Source organism: Pseudoxanthomonas sp. PXM01, from assembly GCF_014851815.1.
Classification (GTDB): domain Bacteria; phylum Pseudomonadota; class Gammaproteobacteria; order Xanthomonadales; family Xanthomonadaceae; genus Pseudoxanthomonas_A.
The window spans coordinates 1204082-1226189 of the sequence record NZ_JACVAJ010000002.1; the positions used below are offsets into that span (position 1 = coordinate 1204082).

17 protein-coding genes are annotated in these 22108 nt (G+C 64.9%); 12 read left to right on the top strand and 5 right to left on the bottom strand.

What is annotated here, in order from left to right:
• The first annotated feature begins 92 nt into the window (after positions 1-92).
• The 5 genes from IB230_RS15135 (at position 93) to IB230_RS15155 (ending at position 9765) form a co-directional block, all read left to right on the top strand.
• Positions 93-2141, top strand: a complete 2049-nt coding sequence (locus IB230_RS15135) for a UvrD-helicase domain-containing protein (protein ID WP_192273621.1) — start codon at positions 93-95, stop codon at positions 2139-2141.
• A complete protein-coding gene (locus IB230_RS15140) occupies positions 2141-5224 on the top strand; it encodes a helicase-related protein (protein ID WP_192273622.1) in 3084 nt (1027 codons plus the stop codon). The genes IB230_RS15135 and IB230_RS15140 overlap by 1 nt, the downstream gene beginning before the upstream one ends.
• Positions 5211-7040, top strand: coding sequence for a DUF1998 domain-containing protein (locus IB230_RS15145; protein WP_192273623.1), 1830 nt, complete (start codon positions 5211-5213; stop codon positions 7038-7040). Before IB230_RS15140 ends, IB230_RS15145 begins: the two co-directional genes overlap by 14 nt.
• Positions 7040-8665: an NERD domain-containing protein/DEAD/DEAH box helicase gene (locus tag IB230_RS15150; protein WP_192273624.1), complete on the top strand. Its 1626-nt coding sequence runs from the start codon at positions 7040-7042 to the stop codon at positions 8663-8665. The genes IB230_RS15145 and IB230_RS15150 overlap by 1 nt, the downstream gene beginning before the upstream one ends.
• Before the next feature lie 218 nt (positions 8666-8883).
• Positions 8884-9765, top strand: a complete 882-nt coding sequence (locus IB230_RS15155; RefSeq protein ID WP_192273625.1) for a DUF4238 domain-containing protein — start codon at positions 8884-8886, stop codon at positions 9763-9765.
• A 265-nt stretch (positions 9766-10030) separates the two neighbouring features.
• Here IB230_RS15155 and IB230_RS15160 read toward each other — a convergent pair whose 3' ends face one another.
• Entirely contained in the window at positions 10031-10306 is a 276-nt protein-coding gene (locus IB230_RS15160) for a hypothetical protein (RefSeq protein WP_192273626.1), read from the bottom strand.
• 31 nt (positions 10307-10337) lie between these two features.
• Between IB230_RS15160 and IB230_RS15165 the strand changes: the two genes are divergently transcribed.
• Positions 10338-11138: a DUF3800 domain-containing protein gene (locus IB230_RS15165; RefSeq protein ID WP_192273627.1), complete on the top strand. Its 801-nt coding sequence runs from the start codon at positions 10338-10340 to the stop codon at positions 11136-11138.
• 63 nt (positions 11139-11201) lie between these two features.
• Positions 11202-12227, top strand: a complete 1026-nt coding sequence (locus tag IB230_RS15170; RefSeq protein WP_192273628.1) for a phospholipase D-like domain-containing protein — start codon at positions 11202-11204, stop codon at positions 12225-12227.
• A 343-nt stretch (positions 12228-12570) separates the two neighbouring features.
• Here the strand turns inward: IB230_RS15170 and IB230_RS15175 are convergent, their stop codons facing one another.
• Both IB230_RS15175 and IB230_RS15180 read right to left on the bottom strand, forming a co-directional pair.
• A complete protein-coding gene (locus tag IB230_RS15175; RefSeq protein WP_192273629.1) occupies positions 12571-15564 on the bottom strand; it encodes a sensor histidine kinase in 2994 nt (997 codons plus the stop codon).
• Positions 15565-15730: 166 nt separating this feature from the next.
• Entirely contained in the window at positions 15731-17188 is a 1458-nt protein-coding gene (locus IB230_RS15180) for a catalase (protein WP_192273630.1), read from the bottom strand.
• Positions 17189-17744: 556 nt separating this feature from the next.
• On the opposite strand from IB230_RS15180, the gene IB230_RS15185 reads away from it, so the two are divergent.
• Genes IB230_RS15185 through IB230_RS15195 form a run of 3 tightly spaced genes read left to right on the top strand, consistent with a single transcriptional unit; the run spans position 17745 to position 19160 of the window.
• Positions 17745-18254, top strand: coding sequence for a TlpA disulfide reductase family protein (locus IB230_RS15185; RefSeq protein WP_192273631.1), 510 nt, complete (start codon positions 17745-17747; stop codon positions 18252-18254).
• Positions 18205-18441, top strand: coding sequence for a hexameric tyrosine-coordinated heme protein (locus IB230_RS15190; RefSeq protein WP_192273632.1), 237 nt, complete (start codon positions 18205-18207; stop codon positions 18439-18441). The genes IB230_RS15185 and IB230_RS15190 overlap by 50 nt, the downstream gene beginning before the upstream one ends.
• 5 nt (positions 18442-18446) lie before the next feature.
• Positions 18447-19160, top strand: a complete 714-nt coding sequence (locus IB230_RS15195; RefSeq protein ID WP_192273633.1) for an MOSC domain-containing protein — start codon at positions 18447-18449, stop codon at positions 19158-19160.
• An 8-nt stretch (positions 19161-19168) separates the two neighbouring features.
• Here IB230_RS15195 and IB230_RS15200 read toward each other — a convergent pair whose 3' ends face one another.
• A complete protein-coding gene (locus tag IB230_RS15200) occupies positions 19169-20077 on the bottom strand; it encodes an AraC family transcriptional regulator (RefSeq protein ID WP_343227346.1) in 909 nt (302 codons plus the stop codon).
• A 92-nt stretch (positions 20078-20169) separates the two neighbouring features.
• On the opposite strand from IB230_RS15200, the gene IB230_RS15205 reads away from it, so the two are divergent.
• Positions 20170-20706, top strand: coding sequence for a carboxymuconolactone decarboxylase family protein (locus tag IB230_RS15205; RefSeq protein WP_192273634.1), 537 nt, complete (start codon positions 20170-20172; stop codon positions 20704-20706).
• A 79-nt stretch (positions 20707-20785) separates the two neighbouring features.
• Positions 20786-21055 carry a hypothetical protein gene (locus IB230_RS15210; RefSeq protein ID WP_192273635.1) on the top strand — a complete coding sequence of 90 codons (270 nt, stop codon included), beginning with the start codon at positions 20786-20788 and terminating at the stop codon, positions 21053-21055.
• Between the two features lie 20 nt (positions 21056-21075).
• On the opposite strand, the gene IB230_RS15215 is transcribed toward IB230_RS15210, so the two are convergent.
• Complete coding sequence (locus tag IB230_RS15215; protein ID WP_192273955.1) at positions 21076-21900, bottom strand: alpha/beta hydrolase; 825 nt, start codon at positions 21898-21900, stop codon at positions 21076-21078.
• Positions 21901-22108: the final 208 nt, after the last annotated feature.

The window sequence follows — 22108 nt, forward strand, 5'->3', positions numbered from 1 at the left end:
TGACAGCCACTCGTCGCCAGACTTGAGATTGGGTGCTGGGAGGATCGTCTCCGACCAGCTACGCTCGACTGGCGCGACTAGGGAGGGGATGCGTGTCAGGGGAAGAAGTAGAGGTTCGCGTTCGCGAGAACGGCAGGGTCATAGCCACCATCCAGCGGCCACTGCGGGAACTCGACGGGAAGCCGGCGATCACCTTCCGCAAGCGGCTCTGGCTGCTGAACGGCAACTCCATCGAGATCGGTGGGACCGCTGCAACGCCTGTCCCGCCGCCAGCTCCGCCTCAGCCGCCTGCCGAGGCCGAGGAGGTGTTCGAGCGGGAGGTTCGGGTGCGCGCCCCGCCCCCGCCCCCGCTGCCACCGGAGACCGAGGACCTTGGCGCGAACGCGCCGACCTGGCAGGATGACCCGGTCGCCGAGCCGCCGGATGCTCGTCTCATCGTTGACGCCGGCCCTGGCACCGGCAAGACGCATGCGGCCTGCGCGCGCGTAGCGGCGATGGTCGGTAGCGGCATCCCCGCCTCCCGCATCTGCCTGGTGAGCTTCACCCGCACCGCCGTCGTCGAGATCCGAAACCGCATTGCGCGTGCACTGGAAGAGCCAGGCGACGCCGCGAGCGTTCGCATCATCACGCTCGACGCATTCGCGTGGGCCGTCCACTCGGGCTTCATGAAAGAAGCGCGCCTCACCGGCAGCTACGAAGACAACATCAACGCCGCATTGAAACTGCTACGAGAGGATGAGGATGTGCGCGACGATCTGGCGCGCATCGAGCACCTGATCGTTGATGAGGCGCAGGACATCGTCGGTCCCCGCGCCGATCTCGTCTTGGCGATGGTGGACGGTCTCAACGCCGACAGCGGGATCACGGTCTTCGCCGACCGCGCCCAGGCGATCTACGCTTTTGCCGAAGGCGAAGATGACTCCAAGGGCACGAACTTGCTTGACGCGCTGGCGGCGCGTGGCTTTCGCCAGATGCAGTTGACCGAAGTGCATCGCACGGCGGACCCGAACCTCCTCGCTATCTTCACTGTGCTGCGCCGCGACCTCCTGTCTGGCCGCAAAGCCAACATCGAAAAGCACGTCAAGAGCGAGATTCGGCGACTGGCCCATGCGGATGCCGGCGAAGTGGCAAATCTGAAACTCGATACGCTGCCAGATGATGCGCTCGTTCTCATGCGCAACCGTATGGACGTCCTAATCGCGTCGAGCCATGCCGGGCTTCTGCCGCACCGCCTGCGGCTGTCCGGAATGCCCATCTGCGTGCGGTCTTGGGTCGCACAGATGTTCTGGGACCACACCCAGCGGCGGATCACCCGCGACGATTTTGAGAAGCGCTGGCACGAGCGCGACATCCAGGCACCGTTCGACAGTGCTGAGGCGTGGAGCCGCTGCGTGGAAGTGGCCGGAGACTCCGTTCATGTCGTTGATCTCCATGCGCTGAGAAGAGTGCTGGCGCGCACTAACCCGCCGATGCAGTTCTGCACCCCCGAGTTCGGCACCGCTGGACCGATCCTTGGCACCATCCATGCCAGCAAGGGTCGCGAAGCGCCCATTGTCTATCTCTATTTGCAGGAAACCGCGAACGCTGACGAGACGGGCGAAGAGTCGCGCGTTATGTTCGTTGGTGCTACCCGCCCGCGCGAGCGCTTGGTGGTGGGCACGACAGGCGCGCCAAGCGGAACAAAGGTCAATGGCCGCGTGTGGCGCCGCACTGGCACCTCGATCCAGGTCGAGGTGGGGCGTCCACACGATATCGAGCCGCCAGGTCTTGTGGGGCGCCCGTTCTTTGCCCGGCAGGAAGACGCCCTCACCGCGCAGGCGGCATGGGCGAATCAGCCCCGCCGCCCTCGCTTAATGTTGCGCGCGGAGTCGACCGTGGGCTGGCAGTTCACCATCAACGATGGAGAGCAGCGGCTGGGCGGGCTAAGCGAGCGCTTTCGCGCCGACGTGGGAAAGATTGCCTGGCATCTCAACAAGTCGATCAGTTGGCTCGCCTACGGCCGCTCGATCGGTCTTCGCACGATGGTCGTTGCCCCCGACAGCCCTCACCTCGAAACCATGCTCGAACCGTGGAAGTCGAGCGGCTTTCTCTATGCGCCGCTTCTGACCTCGTTCTCTCCCACCAAACCTAAGTCCCGCTGATGTCCGCCCGCGACGCACTCATTGAACGCCTTGCCATTGACCTGATTGGCCCGTTTACGCCTGACGAAACTGTTGACGCCAAGCCATCCGACATCTACCTCACCGGCATCCTGTGGCCGCAGAACCTCGTGCTCCCGCCCGAGCAGGACGAGCGCCTTGCGGTGGCAGGCGGGGACGGCGATAGCAACGAAGAGAGCGACGAGTCATCCCAGCCGCCCGCGGCGCAGATGCGACGCCCTTCAACCGCCGGAATTTCCTTCGCCTGCGCATCCGGCGACGACGCCGCGCCGCGCGTGCTCGTGGAGATCGCTTGCGGGCGCTACCAGCCGCATCCGGAAGAGAAAGACAAGTGGAACCGGGTGGACATCGCGCTCCCGCCGATCGAGATCGAACTCACCCCGGGCAATCACGACATTCTCTTGGCGGAGGTCGACGTCGCAGGCGTTCGCCTGAATGTGCGGGTTCTGCCTTTCGAGGCCGGCGTGCTGGCCACCATCACGCTGGTCAACGGCTCGACGCCTGATCGCAGCCGCGAGGCGATCGAGACCTCAACGCTCTTCCAGACAAGTCTCGCGATCCGCGCTACGAGTGGCTCCCGCCTTATCACGCGCCCGAGCCGCAAGGCCGCCATCGACGCCGATGACCGCTCGAACGCGCTCCTCTTCCGACGCTCTCGTGAATACGCCACCGGCCACACCTGCTCGGCGCAGTGGGACGCGGGCACCGAAGGGCGCGAGATCGACGCCGTGCGGACGGCTTGGATCCCCGAGGCCACTTCCCCCGCTGTCAGCCCCGATGGCTCGCGCCACTTCGCAGGCCTAGCAAAGTCCGGCTCGCTGGCAGCAGCCACTCTTGCGCAGAGCACGGATGGCGAACTGGTTGGCCATCTTGGCGCGCTCTGCGACGCCTACGCCACGTGGCTGGACGATCAGCGCGCGACTCTTAAAGACATTCCAGCGCCTCTTGTGGAAACCGCCAACGCGCATCTTGATGAGATCGCGCATGTGCTTGGGCGGATGCGCCGCGGCGTCGATCGGCTGTTGTCAGATGGCGCGATGGCGGAAGCGTTTCGGCTTGCCAACCTCGCGATGGAGACGCAGCGGGTCTGGGGCGGCTCGTCGCTCGTCTGGCGCCCCTTCCAGCTTGGATTCCTGCTCCTTTCGATGGAGTCCACCCTCGATCCCCAGCACGCCGATCGGAGCGTGATGGATCTCCTTTGGTTCCCAACCGGCGGCGGCAAGACCGAGGCCTATCTGGGCCTCGTGGCCATGGTGGCTTTCCATCGCCGCCTTGTTGGCGCGCGGCCCGAGGACGGCGATGGCGTCGCCTGCATTATGCGCTACACGCTGCGCCTCCTCACCACGCAGCAGTTCATCCGCGCCGCGGCCACGATCTGCGCATGCGAGGCGATCCGGAGGGGCACAGTCAACTCTGGACGGAAGCTGGTGCTTGGAAAAGCACCCTTCTCGCTCGGCCTCTGGGTCGGAGGGGACGCAACACCGAACTCCCGAAAGATCGCGTTTGATAACAAAGGTGATGCATTCAAGCCCCAGGCCCGCCAGCTCACCAAATGCCCGTGCTGCAACGCCGACCTCGACTATGTCCAGCGGCGCGACACTGACCCGGTCGTCGTCGAATGCCGCACTGCTGCATGCGCGCTATCCAAGGCGCCGCTTCCGGTGTTCACGGTGGACGAGGACATCTATCAGCAGCGGCCGACGATGCTGCTGGGAACCGTCGACAAGTTCGCGCAGATCGTCCGAAACCCGGCGTCGCGCGCGCTCTTTGGTATTGGCACGCCCATGCAGCCGCAGCTCATCCTCCAAGACGAGCTCCACCTGATCGCAGGCCCGCTGGGCACGCTCACCGGTCTTTACGAGACAGCCGTCGACATCATCCTCTCCGACAACGGCAGCCCACCCAAGATCGTGGGCTCGACGGCCACGATCCGCCGCGCGGGCGAGCAGGTGCGCGCCCTCTTCGATCGCGATACCTGCCAGTTCCCCCCACCAGGCCTAGATGCCCAGGATTCGGGCTTCGCCGTGCAAGACACTGAGCTCGCGGGCAGGCGCTACATCGGCCTTACCACGGCTGGCCGGTCTGCCAAGTTCACGCTACAAGCCGTCTCTGCCTCGCTCATGCATGGCGCGCTGCACGCACTGAACCCTGAGGAGCGCGACCCTTACTGGACGCTCCTCGCCTACTTCAACTCGCTTCGCGAGCTGGGCGGCGCGCTCGTGCTGATGCAAGACGACGTTTCAGACACCATCGCCCTTCTCGCGACGCGCGCAGGCACGCAGCCGCGCCAGCTGTCGGAGATCGAGGAGCTCACCTCTCGCCGCACGCAGGCAGAGATCCGCGACATGCTCGACAAGCTCGCCGTGCGCGTGGATCAGCCCGGCGCCGTGGATGTCGTGCTCGCCACCAACATGGTGAGCGTGGGCGTCGACATCCCGCGTCTCGGCCTAATGCTCGTGAATGGCCAGCCGAAGACGATGGCTGAATACATCCAGGCCACGAGCCGCGTAGGCCGCGGCAAGGTCGAGGGACTCGTAGTTGCACTCCTCAACAATGCCAAGCCCCGCGACCGCTCGCATTACGAGACATTTAGCACCTGGCACTCGATGCTGTATCGCTTCGTTGAGGCCACGAGCGCAACGCCCTTTGCCTCGCGTGCGCGCGACCGGGCGCTCCATGCCGTCCTCGTTGCACTCGTGCGCCACCTGATCCCCGAGATGCTCGAAGAGCCTGCGTGGTCGGACAAAAGCATAGCCCGCGCCCGCCAGCTGATTGATCTGGTCGTGGCACGCGCGGGCAGGATCGACGCCGACGAAGTGGGCGTGCGCGATGAGCTGCACCGCCGCCTCGACGCATGGATCCGCCGGGCGCCCGAGATCTACTGGAAGAAGAAGGGCTCGCGCGCCGCGCCGCTGATGCAGAGCGCCGAAGAGGCGGCGGCGCGCCGGGCCACTGGCCGGGTCGTAGGCCAAGCGTGGCCGACCCCGAACTCCATGCGCGGTGTGGAACCCGCTACGCCCTACCGTCTCGTGCCCGGCCTGAGGAACAACGATGTCGCGCAATAAACTTGGCGATCTGCGCCGCAGCGCGGCAGCGTCTCTCTTCGGACCCGGCGCCGTGATCGATTTCCGCGCGGGGGATGCGCCGATCTCGGCCGTCGCGGCTGGCCTTGAAGAGTGGGACCGGAACTTCCCGCCTGCCGGGATGCGAAACGAGCAGACCGTGCTCGAAGCACGGCTCCAAAAGAAGCTCGGTGTGCAGGGCTTTCGTCTCCCTCCGGTGTCGGCCGAGGAGTTCAATCGGCCCGATAGCAAGGCACTTGTGGCCGTGCGCTTCCCAAACTGGCTGCAATGCCCGCAGTGCAGCCGCCTTGCCGAGTCGCGCGCGTGGTCGGATGAAGCGGGCCAGCCCGGCCTCTACTGCGCGCAGTGCACGCAGCGTATGCCCGGGCGGCGCAAGGTGTGGGTGGTGCCGGTTCGCTTCGTGATGGCCTGCGAGGCAGGCCATCTTGATGAATTCCCTTGGCACTCCTGGGTGCGCCACAAGGAAGGCTGCCAGAAGCGCACCTTCCTAAGTCTCGTTTCCGAGCGTGCCGGGCTTGCCGGCCTGATCCTCAGCTGCCCCAGTTGCCATGCCCGCCGCTCAATGGATCGGGTGTTTTCCGAGGAGACCTGGGAGACCTTCCCCAACTGCCGTGGTCGAAGGCCCTGGCTCGCGGGCGGGGACGAGACCTGTGATCACAAGGCACGCGCTGTCCAGCGCGGCGCATCCAATCTTTACTTTCCTGTGGTTGAGTCTGCACTGAGCATCCCGCCATGGTCCGATCAGATTCAGGAAGCAATGGGTGTGATGTGGGACCAGTTCATGCACGTCGAGGACCCCGACGAGCGCGCCCTGCTGGTGAAGATCCTCGCAAAGAACGAGCTCAAACCGGTGCTGGCGGAGCTCGGGCTGACGCCCGAGGAATTCGCTGATCTCCTAAATCGCCGTATGGCGTCGCATGAGCAGATTGACGTCGAGAATCTTCGGGGCGAGGAGCACCGCCAGTTCACCAGTGGCGTTGCGGACCACGGTCCGGATCGTGAGTTTGAGATGCGGCCCCACGCCGTGCCGGCTGCGCTCTCGCATTGGTTTTCCCACCTGGTGCGCGTCGTGCGCCTTCGTGAAGTGAGCGCCTTGAAGGGTTTCACCCGCATCCACCCGCCGGGCGACCCTGACTCGCCCAACTACGCGCAGCTTTCGGTGCGTGGCCTTGGATGGCTACCCGCCATCGAAGTGCGCGGTGAAGGCATCTACCTGGAACTCAAAACTGACGCCTTGACGCGCTGGGAAACGCAGGCTGGCGTCGTCGAGCGCATTCGTTCGCTGGATGAGCGCTATCAGGCAGACTGGAAGCAGCGCTTTGGGGACGAGAAGCCACCTCGCCCGATCACCCCGAGGCGCGTTCTGGTGCATACCCTCGCCCACGCACTGATGCGCCAGCTCACGCTCGACTGCGGCTATTCATCGACCGCGCTTCGCGAACGGCTCTATGTCGATCACGGCGACGCGCCAATGGCGGGCCTGCTTATCTATACGGCGACCACCGATGACGACGGCACGCTCGGCGGTTTGCAGCGCGAAGGGACGCCCGAGCGGATGGAGCGCACGATCCAGGCGGCCATCCATGCCCAAGCGTGGTGCTCGTCCGATCCTCTCTGTATCGAGGATCTTCTCGCTGGCGAGACCGGTATGTCCCTCGCTGCCTGCCATGCCTGTGTCCTCTCGCCTGAAACCTCGTGCGAGGACTTCAACCAGTTCCTCGACCGCGCGCTTCTGGTCGGCTCCCCTGCCGATCCCTCGCTCGGCTTCTTTCATACGCTTGTGGAAGGACACCATTAATGGCGACGATGTGGCCACGGCTGCTCCCTGCCGCAATCCGCGCCGAGTCGCGCCGGGCGGCTGAGATCCGCGTGTTCGATGCGCTGGCGGCGCAGCTCGGGCTTGGCTGGACGGTGTTCTACTCGCGCCCCTGGCTCGGCGAGACTGCTTCGGGCGCCGAGATCGATGGGGAGTCTGACTTCGTCGTCGCACACCCCGATCATGGCGTGCTCTTCATCGAGGTAAAGGGTGGAGCGATCAGCTACGACCCCGCTACGGATCGCTGGACCAGCCGCGATCGCCACGGCATCAACCACACCATCAAGAACCCTGTCGAGCAGGCGTCGAAAAGCAAGCACGCGCTACTAAGAAAGGCGCAGGCCGAACGCGGGTGGCCACGCGGCCACTTCCGTTTCCGCCACGGCGTGATCTTTCCGGACGTCCAAGCTGTGCCGCAGCACATGGGCCCCGACAAACCGCGTGAGCTCTTCGCAACCCGCCCCGAACTCGAACACCTCGCCGACTGGGTCGCCCAGCGCCTATCGGGCGGCAATGATGACGCGCTCGGACCGCACGGCACGCGCGTGCTCGAACAGCTCCTAGCCCGCCCCATCCAGCTCCATTCGCCCCTCGCCTATTCCAGTGCGGATGATGACGAGGCTATCGAGAACCTCACGCCGCAGCAGTTCCATATCCTCAACGCGTTCGAGGACCTGCGGCGCGTCGCCATCTCGGGCGGCGCCGGCACTGGCAAGACCGTGCTCGCCTGCGAGGACGCCCGCCGTCTCGCCGCAGCCGGGCAACGCACCCTCCTCACCTGCGGCTCAGCGCAGCTCGCCGAGCACATCAGGTTAGTGCTGCGCGATAGCGGCGTCGAGGTATCGACCTTTTCGGAACTGGCCAGGCACCTTGGCACCGAGGCTAGGATCCTGACGGGCGCGACCACGCCGCGCTCCGAGCAGCTTCCTGAGGTCGTGTTCGATAGCCTTGCCGCGCGGCCCGATCTCGCCTACGACGCAGTGGTGGTGGACGAGGCGCAGGACTTCACTCCGAGCACCTGGGTGTCCATCGATGCATTGGCGAGCCGGAGCGACGGGGCCACCCTGCACGCCTACTTCGATAGCAATCAGCGGCTCTACGGCGAGCTGCGCAGCCACTTCGACGCCTACACACTCCTTCCGATCCGCCTGAGCCGGAACCTCCGCAACACCCAGAACATTCACGCTGCCACGCAGCGCTTCTATCGCGGCCCGGGGCTGATCGCAGATGGCCCCGTGGGCGCCGAGGTGCAGTGGCTCCCCTGCGACGACGGACAAATCGAGCGCACTACGCTCAACCAAGTGCGCCGGCTGATCAACGCCGAGGACGTCCTGCCCGGGGACATTGCCGTGCTGAGCCCGGGAAGTACATCTCTGACGGCGCTCGCTACGCCCCTGCGCGACCAAGTCTATGCCGGCCTCACACTCTCGACCATCGTCAACTTCAAGGGCCTTGAACGCCGCTTCGTGATCGTGCTCGCCACGCGCGATCTGTCTGACGTGCCTGAGCTGGCGTATGTGGCGCTGTCGCGAGCGCGGGTGCACCTGATGGCTGTGGGACCTGCCGAGGTTCTGGACTGGCTGAGGACGGACGCGCCGCGCGCGTAGCCGCGCCGGATTGCTAGCTCTTTCTTGGATCAGGCTGATGGACAGAGGCATCGAGAAGCGCCGCATAGCCGGAGAAGCATGGTTTTCACGAGTATGCAGGCCAAGGTTGCCTTACAAGACGACACCATCTTCGCAGCGGCTAGCTCCCTGCGAGGTCGGCACACAGATCATGTTTTCCGTGAGCTTAAAATTGTCGCAAATAAATCGAAGGACTGGTCGTGGCCTTAAGCAAAGTAACTAAGAACCTGAGAGGTCATTCGGCCAAACACCGGAATCACACAGTTCCAAAAGCCCTTCTGAAACGCTGGATTACTGAATACAACGGCAAGAAGGGGCACTGGGTTCTCGATTGTCGGACCGGTCATATTGCATTTCATATCGGATCCGAGGCTTCCTTTGCAATAAGCGAGTTCCGCTACGTTCCTGTGCGAAAGACCGTCGGAAAAAAACCTTACCGGGATGAGAGTCTTGAAGACTGGTTCTCTCAGGGCGAGAACGCCCTCGCGCGAATCACTGATCGCCTTCTTGAAAAGCAGCTACTTCCAAGTCATGGGAATGTTGTTGGTGATTTCATCCAGTCGGCAATTCTTCTTGGATTTCGAAGTGCCTACGAATACGAGATCCTTGCGAATGTCCTCACTTCGGCCGATCCATCATTGGCGGAAGACGAGATTGGAAGGCTCGTGGTAGATCATTTCAGATCGACTTACGCTCATAAATTGGACCAATTTTCGAACTGGGACTACCAGGTAGTTCCAGCCCCGTCAGAGTCGCTCCTCGTCTGCGATCGTCCGATGTTCGATATGACAGTTCACCGCCTTGGACAGGAGATGCTGGTAATCCCGTTGGCACCCTCACTCATGCTGATCGCAACACCGCCTTCCGACCGCCTTCGCAAGGAACTGAGGTTCACTGTCTCAGACAAGACAACTTCTAAGATCGTCACTCTGACCAATCACTTTACTGTCGAGCGCGCTCGACAGTTCGTCATTGGGCTCCCCGAGCAACTGGAGGAAGTACAACCTAGATTTGCGACGTCTTCTTTCAATCAAAGGAAGGCAACTGACCGTCTGGTGGTTGAAGACACTGGCCGTAAGTAGGAGATAAGCCACCAACGGGCCAAGAAGAAGCGCCGCCCCAAAGCCGCTCACCAAGATGGCGCGCGGCAACCAGAGCGGGCTGCGATTGCCGCCCAGCCCGCTGCAACGCGACCAGATCGTACAGGCACTAAACGAGCGTGGCATCGGATTCATCCGCGACGCCGTCCATTGTGTCCCGGTCCTTCCTGATGATCGGCGCCGGGCAGAGGGCTTCACGAGACGGGACAGCCGCCTGGCCGATAGCGGAACACACGCCAGCGCCATATCAGGCCCTAGGATCAGCCGGCGGCGGTGACTCGGTCTTCGCCGCCGCCGGCGGCGATGCAGCCGCTTCCCCATCCTGCAACGCTGGTGGCCGAAGGATGCGAATGGTTTCGTCGGCCAGCGAGAGGTCAACGCTACCGCGAACCATCGGCACGAACCACAGCGCCGCGGCGACCAGCAGCGCTACGGCAAGACTGGCCACGCCATCGGCGCCATCAAAGTACGGGGTCTTCGGCAGCAGAACGGCGATATCAAAGAGACCCGCAACGCCTACCAAGAACGTCTCTTACCTGGCATTCCTAGAGCAGTTGCGCTCGCTGGACGGAACGCTTTACTGCGCCGCGGTCGATATTGGAACCCTGACCGTGGCAGACGTTTCGTATCATCACCAGCAGCAGGTCGATTGTCTCAATGAGCATATCCCCAGGATAAGACACCCAGATGGTCGGGCGGGACATCAACATGCAGCCGATCGTTTCGCCAGCCTTTCACCTCAGCTCTATCTCCAGATCGTATGCCAGTACAACCTGGTGTTTAGCCTGCTAACGCGGTCTTTGCTGTACTACGTACAGCGAGTACCCGCCACGCTGAGCCGGTTCAGATGGAGAATCGACCAGAAGCATCGGGGAAGCTCCGTGTTCGATGAGTCGTTCCGAGCCCTCGCCCCGTCCTTCATGCAGAGCTATTCCATCGACAGCCCGCAACCAATGCTGCGTGGCGCGAACTATCAGCATTTCGAACGCTTCGCTTTCAAAGACGGTCCGCCCACTTACCTGCGGGACGAATATGGCATCGAAGTCGAGAGCGGATTCGACGTACGTCTTGTTATGAGCGAGGACTTCTCTTTCGTTGACTCGAAGCAGAATCTTGGCGTGCAGATCGCGGACCTTCTCGCATCCGGCCTCCGCCGTTGCTTGCGCGCTGGATTCTCTAGAAACGAGAAGATTTCACAATTGCTCGGCAGCCTGATGGTGCAAGCAGAGAACAATTCTCCCCCACTGACCCTGGTCACGATTGCAAACCCAGTGACAGCTCCGCCCGAGGTGTCGAGAGCGGTCCACCAAATGCAACGCGCCTGCCGCCCTATGGTTCGCCGGAACAGGCGATGATCGGTCCAGGCACACAGATCAGCCGTACCCTGACAACGACTCAAGCCCTTACCCTCCAAGTTTATGACCACGAAACACAGGATCCTCACTGCCTACTCTGGCACCACCTACCGGGATGCGCTCCTCTCGATGCGCGGTCATCAGCTGACGATCGTATCGGCCTTCGGAAAGTCTACGGATGAGATTTTCCTTCTTAGGACACTGGCCGAACAGAACCGCAGGCTTACCTTCATTGTTGGCACGCAAAACTGCTTCACTAGCCCCGAGTTCATCGAGGCTGGCGCGAAGCTCGCGGCAGAACTCAAGAACTTCGAGTTCGTGGTCGACTTTCGGGTGCCCGACAGCATTCACCACAAGCTGACGTTAATCTCGCCCGGCACCGTGATCCTGGGAAGCTCCAACTTCACGAAGAGAGGTCTCGGCGGACAGACGGACCTTATGGGGACGTTCGCGGACGCGGACATGTTTGCGTCCGTGACAACTGATCTGAAACGAATTAGGAGACAGGTTGGCGTACTGGCCGCGGGTGCGAGTGGCTTCGATGCCGCCTTAAGGCATTACAGGAAGAAAGCCCTGGCCGTTGGCGCCATCGAGCACCAGAAGCGGATTGCTGGAGCAAACACCAACCCCTTCAAGAGGGGCACCACCAAAAATGTAACTCTCTCGCAATGGCTGATATCGGACGAAGCGACGCCGCTTTGGGCTTTCGCCTATACGAGGGACCTCGATCCGGAAGAGAAGACTGCCGCAAAGGAGATCCGAGCTGAGAAATCACTCGGCCGTGGCACAGGGTCACTGACCACCTATAGCCCAGAAGGCAAGGTGTTTGATGGTCTATTCCTGGATGTGAGTTGTATCGTGGCCAAGAGGCCGAGGATCTGGCCCTCCAAGGTCGTCACATCCGGGGAGTTCCGCGGTACCAGGATTGTTTTCGGGAAGCGACAGCCCGCCAATGCCTTCGGCTTTGTGGCGACTCCGGAGGAGATCAAGAAGTTGGCCGACCTTGCGCTTAGGTACTCGGAGAGCTGGCTGACCGTCGCGCAGATGCGAAAGGCGCTCGGCATAACCGGCCCTACCCCTCTCCAGTGAAGCGTGTAGTTGGAGCTCGATCGCCAGCGCTTCAGCGGAAGTTTGGGATGGATTGCTCCCTCACCAGGTCCATTCTCAAGCACCAATTTCCTGACGGTAACGTGGACGGTAACTAAGAAATTTCAGATCCGCTGAATTCTTACATTTCAGCATCTTGACGGATCTTTGTGGGAGCACCCATACCACCACCGCGGAACCGCAAAAACCCCATGATTTCCGTGGGGTTTTTTGTTGCCCGGTATCCTCACGGCCTGCCCATCGGGATGGAGCGGGATCCGCCGCCGGCCCGCCACGGCACTGTCTTAAGAAGCCGAACACCCCTGCCCGACATGCAGGTGTCGCATCAGCCGCGCCAGAATCCCTTGAACAGCCCGCGCAGCCGACGCCAACGCACGGGGGGCGGTTCGCCGCGATAGGCCATGTCGCCAGGGACGCGCAGCGCCATCTCGGTACCTTCGCCGCTGGCCGAGCGCACATGGAATGTCGCGCCAACACGCTCCGCGCGCTCACGCATGCCCGACAGGCCCCAATGCCCGTGGCGCCCGCCTGCCTGCAGCACTTCATTCGGCACGCCGACGCCATCATCCCGCACGCGTACCTGCAGATCTTCCGTCGCATAGACCAGTTCGACCTCAACGCGTCCGGCGCGCGCATGCTGGAATGCGTTGAGCACGGCTTCGCGGGCTATGCGGTAGATCTCGTCGCACACCAGTACGTCCAGATCACGGACGGTCCCTTCCGCGGTCAACCGGAACTCGACCGGGTAGTCCGTTGCCAGCTCTTGCCCCAGTTCCGCGAGCATGTCCGGCAAGCGCCCCAACGGCTGCGCCCGGCGCAGGTCCAGCACGCGGCTGCGCGCCTCTCCCATCACGTCGTCGGCACGCTGGAGCACCCGCTCCATCGCGGCATGCGAAGGCGCTTCCCGGCCAAGCGATTCGGCCACGGCATGGAAGCGCAGGATCAGCCCCTGCACGCTCTGCAGCAGGGTGTCGTGCAGCTCGCGCGCGATGCGCTCGCGTTCGCGATGCCGTTCCTGCAGGCGCTCGCGGATCTGCGCGGACAGGTGGCGCAGACGCAGCAGGTAGGCGATCCACAGCAACGATGCGCCCAGCACGACGCAGAGCACCAGGAACCAGGGCGTCTGGTAGTAGCGCGGCGCGATGGTGATGGACAGCGAGGCGCCGGTGTCGTTCCACACACCGTCGTTGTTGGCCGCGATCACCCGGAAGGTGTACGTGCCGGGACCGGGGTCGTTGTAGAAGGCGGTGCGCCGGGTGCCCGCGTCCTGCCAGTCATCGTCGTGCCCGTCGAGCCTGTACCGGAAGCGCACGCGTTCCGGAATGGACAGGCTGAGCCCGGTATAGTCGATCTGCAGGTTTCGCGTGCCAGGCGGCAGACGCACCGCACCGCCGCGCGCGCGGTGCAACCGATCGTCCGCCATAAGCGAGAGGATTTCCACGGGCGGTGGAAGCGTGTTCCGACGAATCAGTGCGGGATCGATCGCGACCACGCCGCTGGTCGTCGCGAACCACAGCCGGCCGTCGCGTCCTTCCGCCGCGGTGGGAATCGGCCGGAACTGCGCCGGCACGCCCGGCATGCCGTCGAGGAAATCGAACTGCTCGTACGTCGGCGCGTCACCCGCCAGCAGGCGCGCCACGTCCTCCGCCACCAGATGGAGGACGCCCTGTGCTCCGTTCAACCACAGGTTGCCGGCTCGCGACTCGATGATGCCGGTGATGCCACGGAACGGACTTTCTGCCGGCAGCGGGAGCGTGCGCATCCTGCCGTTGGCGTAGTACGCCAGCCCACGCTCGCCGCCGATCCAGATGCCCGACCGTCCTTCCGTCAACGCGGTGACATTGCCGATGGACAGGCCGTCGGCGTGTCCGATGGGCTGTATGGCGTCGCCGCGCATCACCGCGATCTGGCTGCGCGCATACCCCAGCCACATCGCGCCGTCGCGTGCCGCCAGCATCACCAGCGGCGACGAACCCGCCGGCAGACCCTTCCGTCCGCGCAGCTGCTGCCAGCGGCCGTCCGCCAATCGATGGATGCCGGGCGTGTTCAACGACACCCACAGCACGCCTTTCGCATCGTGCGCGATGGCCTGCACACCCGAGTATCCCGACACTGGCAGCGGCGTGACCGGCGTGAGCCTCCGGTCGCGCCATGTCCAGAGCCCACCGGGACCTCCCAGCCACACGGTGCCGTCGCGATCGCGCTGCGCGGCCGTCAACGGTGGCGGCAGATCGAGGTATTCCACCCGGCTGCCGTCGAGCTCCATCAGCGGGCGATTGCGACTACCCGCCAGCACGCTGCCGTCGGATGCAGCCACGATGGCGAAATCCTGTGCGCCGTCGGGCAGCAGCGCCGGGATGACGTTGGTGTGGCGGAAGCGGTCCAGCCCATGACTGCTGCCCACCCAGATCGTGCCCTCGCGGTCCTCCAGCACCGGCAGCAGGTAGTCGGCGCTCAGGCCATCGTCCTGCCGGAACTGCTCGAACGCATCGCCGCCGGCTCCCGTACGCACGGGCCGCATGGGGTGGGCGAGGCGACGAACGCCCTCGCCCATCGTGGTGGCCCACAACGTCCCGTCGCGGTCGAACAGCAGGCTCGCCGATGGCGCCGTCAGCGTGTCCGTGGATACCGCCCCGTCGATCGGCAGCTGACGCACGCCGCGCTCGTTCTCGGCGACCCACAGGCCGCCATCGGGCGCCTGTGCGATCTGGCTGATCCGGCCCGTCGGCAGGTCCAGCGTCTCGAAGGTCCGCGCGCCTTTCCGCAGACGCGCGATCGCCGTATCCGTCGCCAGCCACAGCGTGCCGTCCCGGTCGGCGAATACGGTGCGCGCCTGCGAACCGGGGACGCGCCACGTCGGCTCGACGCGATGCCAGCGGCCGTCGCGGAGGTACACCAGCCCACTGAAGGTGGCCGCCCACAGGCGGCCGTCCGGACCATGCGCGAAACGGAACACCGTGCTCGTGGGCAGGCCCTGCGCCTCCCCGAAATGCGTCAGGCGGTCATCGCGCAGGAAACTGACCGCGCCGTACCGGAAGCCGATCCACAACCCGCCATCCGCGGTGGCATGGAGGGTGGAAATGCTGGTAGCCGGGAACGACTGGCCCTCCACCGGCGCGTAACGCTCGAAGTGCACCCCATCGAAGCGGAACAGCCCCACCTGCGTGGCGAGCCAGAGATAGCCATCCGTGGTCTGGGCCAACGCGGTGATCTGCCCCGGCGCACCTTCCTTGACGGTCCATGCGGTGTGGTGGAACTGGGCGATCCGGCGCTGCGGATCGAGCGCCTGCGCGACATGGCAGAGCAGCAGCAGGCACACGCCGGCGAGCCACCTGTGCAGGTGTCCGGTGCTTCCGACCGCCTTCGCGCACGCACTCGCCAACCCGCCCCCTTCGGCACACCGTCGACCCGCTGTTGCGCACCGACCCTCCCCCAAGGCATGCGATGCGTGCGATTACTTTAACCGAGCAGCGCGCCGGCATGACTCATCTCCGTTCGTCGGCGTGCGGTGACGGCTGGTCCATGGCGCGCGCCACGCCTTCACCGTAAGCCGCATCGGCACGCCAGCAGTGCTGGATGTGGCGCTGCTTGATGCCATCGGGCACACCCGCCATCGAACGCGCGGTGTTCGCGAACAGCCGTTGCCTTGCCTCGGGCGACAACAGGCGGAACAGCGCCCCCGGCTGCTCGTAGTGGTCGTCGTCCACGTAATGGTCCCAGTGCCGGACATCGCCTTCGAGCGGCAGCGGCGCCTGCTGCAGTTCCGGATGGTCGTGCCAGACCCCGACGCTGTTGGGATAGTAGGTCGGCGTGCGCCCCAGATTTCCATCCGTCCGCATCGCGCCGTCGCGGTGGTAACTGGCGAACGGGCACTTCGGCGCGTTGACCGGAATGTGGTTGAAGTTGACGCCCAGCCGGTACCGCTGCGCATCGCCATAGGAGAACAGCCGCGCCTGCAGCATGCGGTCAGGCGAGAAGTCGATGCCGGGCACGATGTTGGCCGGCGAGAAGGCGGCCTGCTCGACCTCGGCGAAGAAGTTTTCCGGATTGCGGTCGAGCGTCAGCACGCCGACTTCCATCAACGGATACTCCGCCTTCGGCCAGACCTTGGTGAGGTCGAAGGGATTGTGGCGATGGGCGCGTGCCTGCGTGTCCGTCATCACCTGGATGCACAGCGTCCAGCGCGGATGCTCGCCCCGCTCGACCGCATCGAACAGATCGCGCTGGTGCGTCTCGCGGTCGCCGCCCACCGCAGCCGCCGCCTGCGCGTCGTCCCAGTTCTCGATGCCCTGCTGGCATCGCAGGTGGAACTTCACCCACACCCGCTCACCGACATCGTTGACCAGACTGAAGGTGTGGCTGCCGAAGCCGTGCATGTGGCGATAGGTCCGCGGGATGCCGCGATCGCTCATGACGATGGTCACCTGATGCAGCGCCTCCGGCAGCAGCGTCCAGAAATCCCAGTTGCTGGTGGCGTTGCGCAGGCCCGTGCGCGGATCGCGCTTGACCGCATGATTGAGGTCAGGGAAGCGCAGCGGATCACGGAAGAAGAACACCGGCGTGTTGTTGCCCACCAGGTCCCAGTTCCCTTCCTCGGTATAGAACTTGACCGCGAAGCCGCGGATATCGCGCTCGGCATCGGCCGCGCCGCGCTCGCCCGCCACCGTGGAGAAGCGGACGAACACCGGTGTCGCCTTGCCCACCTGCGAGAACAGCTTCGCGCGGCTGAAGCGACTGATGTCATGGGTGACGACGAACGTGCCGTACGCACCCGCGCCCTTGGCATGCATGCGACGCTCCGGGATCACTTCGCGGTCGAAGTGCGCCAGCTTCTCCAGCAACCACACGTCCTGCAGCAGCACCGGGCCACGTGGCCCCGCGGTGAGGCTGTTGATGTTGTCGACGACGGGACAGCCATTGGCATGCGAGATTTCCTTGCTCATGACGCGCTCCGGATGCGCCGACGAAATGCGGCGCGGCGATCCAAGCCTGTACCCGCACTGTGGGCCCTTCATCGCCCCGACGAATGACGCCGCGCCCCCCAATTTGGGGGACCGCGTGCCGCGTGCCGTGCACGCGGCTGCCCGATGGAGCGACCCGTGCGTTACCCGGACGGGGGACGTGGAGTCCTTGACGAACACGCAACCTGCGAGGGTTGGTCAGGTCGCTCCCGTTCCGCCACCCGCCGCAGGGTCCTCCCATGAATCCGGTTCGCACACCAACGACCACGACGCTACCCCTCACCGGCGACCCCGGTGTGCCCGGCAGGCCGACGCCGTAGCCGCGCCCCCTGTGCGCTCCCCTGTGGCAACCCGTCTCTCCCTCCCTGTCGTTGCCGCAGGGGAGCCCAGCCCAGCGCCCGCCGGAACGCCGTCCTCCCCTACGACAAGGCCATCCGCGCCACCACGCTCCGCGCATCGCCTCGCGCGACGGCCGGTCCGCCACGCACCCGGACCGGGTAGCGCGGCGTTCGAGGTCGACCAATGGTTCGGCGAACCCGTGCCGTTGCACGAAGCGCATGCGCAGGGCTTCGTCGTCATCGTCCTGTTCTTCCGGATCAATTGCCCGCTGTCGCTCGCGGTCGGCCTGCCGCAACTGGAACGGCTGCGGCATCGCTATCGCGAGCTGCCGGTGAGGTTCCTCGCCGTCCACTCCAGTTGCACGCGCGAGGAACGGCGATCGGCGCGCGACGTGCAGGCCTTCATGGCCGCGCATGCGTTCTCGTTCCCGGTATGCATGGACAGGCCAGGCACGCACTGGCCGATTCCCAAGACGATGCACAGCTTCGGCGTCGCCGCGACACCCACGCTGCTAATCCTGGACCAGACCGGGCACGAGCGGTTCCGGCACACAGGCCGGGTGAGTGATTGTTCGGTGGGCGCGGGTACCTGCAGGCTGATCGCCGACGAACTCGAACGCGTACTGAGGCCTTCCCCACCCCCACCCAACGGAGACATGCATGGACGTGCCATTGGTACCCGGCAACAGCCTGATCGTCGCGACGCCTGAAGAAGGGCGTGCGCTGGCGATCAAGCTGGCCCGGCTGACCGTCAAGGCGACGCAACCGGACGGCGACGTCCGCCATCGCCTGCGCGCACAGTACGCCGACGACCCGGCGATGCTGATTGGCATCGCGCCCGTGGTGGCAGTAGAGTTCGCCACCGTTGCGGCCGCCAACGACTACTGGAAACGCTGAGGCCCATGCCGGAGCCCGCAGGAAAGCACGACCCGAGCACGCCCCTGCTGACCCTGCACGTGGGCAAGGTGCGCCCCTATACGCGGGCGGGCACGACCAGCGCCATCGCCAAGTCGCCGGTGGGTGGAAGGTTGCGCATCACCACGCTCGGACTCGCTGGCGACGAACAGGCCGACCTTCGCGTCCATGGCGGCGTCGACAAGGCGATCCACCACTATCCGCTCGACCACTACGCCGCGTGGCGCCAGGAGATCGCGCATCCGCTGCTGGACAGCGCGGGCGCCTTCGGCGAGAACTTCTCCACGCAGGGATGGACGGAAGCGTCCGTCCATTTCGGCGACATCGTGCAGGCGGGAAGTGCCGTCCTGCAGGTGTCGCAGGGACGGCAGCCCTGCTGGAAACTCAACGACCGCTTCGGGCAGCCCGACATGGCGCGCAGGCTCCAGTCGACCGGACGCACCGGCTGGTACTACCGCGTGCTGGAAGAAGGGGCGATCTCGGCGGGCGACCGACTGATCGTCCTCGAACGACCGTATCCCCAGTGGCCGCTCAGCCTGCTCATGGACATGCTGTTCCAGCGCACACTGGACCTGGCGCTGCTCCGTTCCGCCAGCGCGCTGCCGCTGCCGCCGTCATGGAAGAAGCTCATCGAACACCGGCTGGCACGCAACGAAGTCGAGTCGTGGCAGAAGCGCCTCGAGGGTCCGGACGGAACTTAGGCAGCGCGTCAGCCCGCACCGGGCTGATGCTGCGCCAACCATTCGCGCGGCGAAGCGCCGTTCCGCCGGCGGAACGCACGCGACAGCGCAGGGGCGTCCGCGAATCCCATGTCCAGCGCCACCTGCTTGACCGATCGGCCCGCGCGCAGCAGCGACGCGGCGACATTGAGCTTCCAGTCGAGCGAATATGCCGCGGGCGTGGTGCCGGTAGCCGCCTTGAAGGCCGCCGCGAAGGCACTGCGCGACATGCCGGCCTGCGTGGCCATGCGCTCCAGCGTCCAGTCCGCGTCCGGCGCCTCGTGCACCGCGATCAGCGCCTTGGCCAGGCGCGGATCCGACAGGCCCATCATCATGCCCTGCGACACGCGCGCCTCGTCGGGATGATCGATGATCCAGCGCAGCACCTGGATCAGCACCACTTCGAACAGACGGTTGGCGAGCAGTCGCGAACCGCAGCGGACCTGGTCGGATTCGGCGAACAGCAGGTCGAGTGTTGCGCCCAGACCATCGATCTTCTCGAGCGGCAGCGCAATGACATCCGGCAGCGACTGCACGATGGGATTGCGCGCACCGCCATCGAAATCCAGCGTGGCGCAAGTGAAGTCCGAGCCATCGACCGGCGGATTGATGAACTCGTGGTGCACGGCGCGCGGGAAAAGCAGCAGGGTGGGTTCGCAGAGGTGCAGGCGGGCCATTCGCGAACCGTCACGATGCAGCATGTCCATCTCGCCCCGCCGCAGCACATGCAGGAAGCCGCGACCGGGTTGCGCATCGAAGACCTGGTGGCCGCACAGCGGACCGGCATGGAACAGCGATGCCTGCACGCGGAAACGCTCCAGCACCGGCGTCAGGCGGTCGATCGCCGGAACAGAAGCCTCCGGAACGCCCGCCACAACCTTGGACGAATTGCCATCTATTAGCGACACATAGCCACCAAACGTCCCGATCCGATTCCTATTATGACCATCAACCGGCCACTCCGGCCGGTCCCTCAACAGGAATCCCGATCATGTCCCGCATCCCTCTCATCAATCCGAAAGACACCACCGGCGAACGCCAGGCCCTGCTGGGCCAGATCCATTCGGCCTTCGGGGCCACGCCCAACATGTTCCGTGCCGTCGCCAATTCCACGGCGGCACTGAAGAGCATGTGGGGGTCGTTCGGCGCACTCGGTGGCGGCGTCATTCCCGCCAAACTCGGCGAACAGATCGCCGTCGCCATCGCCAACCGCAACGCCTGCGAGTACTGCCTGTCCGCGCACACCGCGCTGGGCCGCAAGGCCGGTGCCAGCAGCCAGGAAATGAGCGCCGCGCAAGGTGGCGAATCCGATGACCCGAAGACGGCGGCCGCCCTGCGCTTCGCCCTGCGCGTGGTCGAAGGCCGTGGACAGATCGACGACGCCGACGTGGCCCAGCTGCGCACGGCCGGCTTCAACGACGAAGAGATCGTCGAGATCCTCGCGCACATCGCCCTGAACCTGTTCACCAACTACATCAACGTGGCGTTCGCCGTGCCGGTCGACTTCCCCGGCGTCAAGCTGCGCTGAAGCACGCGTCGTCGCGCTAGCCGGCCCTGCGCCGGCCGGCACGACGGCATCGCGCGCCCCTCTCCACCGGAGCACCCCGATGTCCACGGTCTACGTCCCGATCAACTGCGAGTTCCACGACGTGCTGGAAGCGACCGCCGTTCGCCGCCGTCCCGCGATCTTCTCCCTGCGCGATCCCGCCGGGCAGCCGGCGACCGTGCACGCGCGCATCGTCGACCTCTACGCGCACGACGGCATGGAATACATGCGACTGGATGACGGCCGCGTCGTCCGGCTCGATCACATCATCAGCGTCGATGGCGTGGCGCAGGCATCGTTCACCGACGCCTGCGCACTTCCCGCGCACTGACTCACCAGGGAACGAAGCGGTCAGCCCGAAGCGAACGCCAGCAGGTCGGCGTTGAGCTGTTCGCGGCTGGTGTCGCCCAGCGAGTGCGAGCCACCCTTGTAGATCTTCAGCTCCGCGCCGGGCACCAGCTTGGCCGACAGTTTCGCCGACGCGTCGATCGGCACGATCTGGTCGTCGTCGCCGTGGATGATCAGCGTGGGCACGTCGAACTTCCTCAGGTCCTCGGTGAAGTCGGTTTCCGAGAACGCCTTTATGCAGTCGTACGCGTTCTTGAAGCCCGACTGCATGCCCTGCGTCCACCATGCGCGGATGTTGCCCTCCGATACCTTCGCACCCGGCCGGTTGTAACCGAAGAACGGGCCGGTGGCGACATCGAGGAAAAACTGCGCGCGGTCGGCCAGGTACGCCTGGCGGAAGCCATCGAACACCGACAGAGGCAGGCCACCGGGATTGGCATCGGTCTTCAGCATGATCGGCGGCACCGCGCCCATCAGCACCGCCTTCTTCACCCGCTGGGTGCCATGGCGGCCGATGTAGCGCGCCACTTCGCCGCCACCGGTCGAGTGGCCGATCATCACCACGTCCTTGACGCCCAGGTGCTCGAACAGCTGTTCGAGATCGTCGGCATAGGTGTCCATCTCGTTGCCGTTCCACGGCTGGCTGGAACGGCCATGGCCACGCCGGTCATGGGCGATGCAGCGGAAGCCGTTGCTGGCCAGGTGGAAGATCTGCGGATCCCATGCATCAGCGCTCAATGGCCAGCCGTGGCTGAAGGAGACTACAGGGCCCTTGCCCCAGTCCTTGTACCAGATCGTCGTGCCGTCTTTGGTGGTGAACGTGGCCATGCGTCGTTCCTCGTGAGGGAGGGTGGAAGAAGGAGTACGCGCCGCCGACAGCGGCAACGCGGGAAGCGCGGCGAGCGCGGCAGCGGCCGCACCGGCGATGACCACGCGACGTCGTTGCGGGTCGGCAGGCAGGTGATCGTCTGGAATGCGCATCGCGATGTTGCGCCTGTGGGCGTGGAGACCACGTCAGCGTGCGCCCGTGCCGGCG

Bases quoted from the DNA above. Each gene is read 5' to 3' on its own strand.
- IB230_RS15210 (WP_192273635.1), top strand. From the start codon at position 20,786: ATGTCCACGGTCTACGTCCCGATCAACTGCGAGTTCCACGACGTGCTG.
- IB230_RS15150 (WP_192273624.1), top strand. From the start codon at position 7,040: ATGGCGACGATGTGGCCACGGCTGCTCCCTGCCGCAATCCGCGCCGAG.
- IB230_RS15145 (WP_192273623.1), top strand. From the start codon at position 5,211: ATGTCGCGCAATAAACTTGGCGATCTGCGCCGCAGCGCGGCAGCGTCT.
- IB230_RS15170 (WP_192273628.1), top strand. From the start codon at position 11,202: ATGACCACGAAACACAGGATCCTCACTGCCTACTCTGGCACCACCTAC.
- IB230_RS15180 (WP_192273630.1), bottom strand. From the start codon at position 17,188: ATGAGCAAGGAAATCTCGCATGCCAATGGCTGTCCCGTCGTCGACAAC.
- IB230_RS15195 (WP_192273633.1), top strand. From the start codon at position 18,447: ATGCCGGAGCCCGCAGGAAAGCACGACCCGAGCACGCCCCTGCTGACC.
- IB230_RS15140 (WP_192273622.1), top strand. From the start codon at position 2,141: ATGTCCGCCCGCGACGCACTCATTGAACGCCTTGCCATTGACCTGATT.
- IB230_RS15190 (WP_192273632.1), top strand. From the start codon at position 18,205: ATGGACGTGCCATTGGTACCCGGCAACAGCCTGATCGTCGCGACGCCT.
- IB230_RS15205 (WP_192273634.1), top strand. From the start codon at position 20,170: ATGTCCCGCATCCCTCTCATCAATCCGAAAGACACCACCGGCGAACGC.
- IB230_RS15215 (WP_192273955.1), bottom strand. From the start codon at position 21,900: ATGGCCACGTTCACCACCAAAGACGGCACGACGATCTGGTACAAGGAC.